Raw genomic sequence first — 585 nt, forward strand, 5'->3', positions numbered from 1 at the left:
GCCGGATATTGATGCGGAAATCATCGCGATGTCTGCCGACTTATGGGAAAAATTGGGTATTCGCGAATACCTGACTTTGGAAATCAACAGCTTGGGCAACCGTGAGGAACGTGCGGCACACCGTGCTGCATTGGTTGAATATTTGACCCGCTATGAAGCGCAACTGGACGAAGACAGCAAACGCCGTCTGAAAACCAATCCTTTACGCGTTTTGGATACGAAAAACCCTGATTTGCAGGAAATCTGCAACGCGGCGCCGCGTCTGGTAGATTACTTGGGCGAGGCTTCGCAAAACCACTATGCACGCTTCAAGGCGATGTTGGATGGTTTGGGTATTCAATATATTGAAAATCCGCGCTTGGTCCGCGGTTTGGATTATTATAATCAGACGGTTTTTGAGTGGACGACCGACAAACTCGGCGCGCAGGCGACTGTGTGCGGTGGTGGCCGTTACGACGGTTTGATTGAAGAGCTTGGCGGTAAACCTGCGCCGTCTATCGGCTTTGCGATGGGTATTGAGCGCCTGCTGCTTTTGGTGAGCGAATACGGCTCTCTGGAAGTGAACGCCGCGCCTGATGTCTATGC

Annotated in this window: 1 protein-coding gene; it reads left to right on the top strand. The window is 51.8% G+C overall.

The window, feature by feature from the left end; translation table 11 throughout:
* Positions 1-585, top strand: a 585-nt coding sequence (locus ACTHUR_RS16235; RefSeq protein WP_440399708.1) for an ATP phosphoribosyltransferase regulatory subunit, incomplete at both ends; no start/stop codon positions are given.

The sequence above is a fragment of the Neisseria sp. P0021.S007 genome, assembly GCF_051956855.1.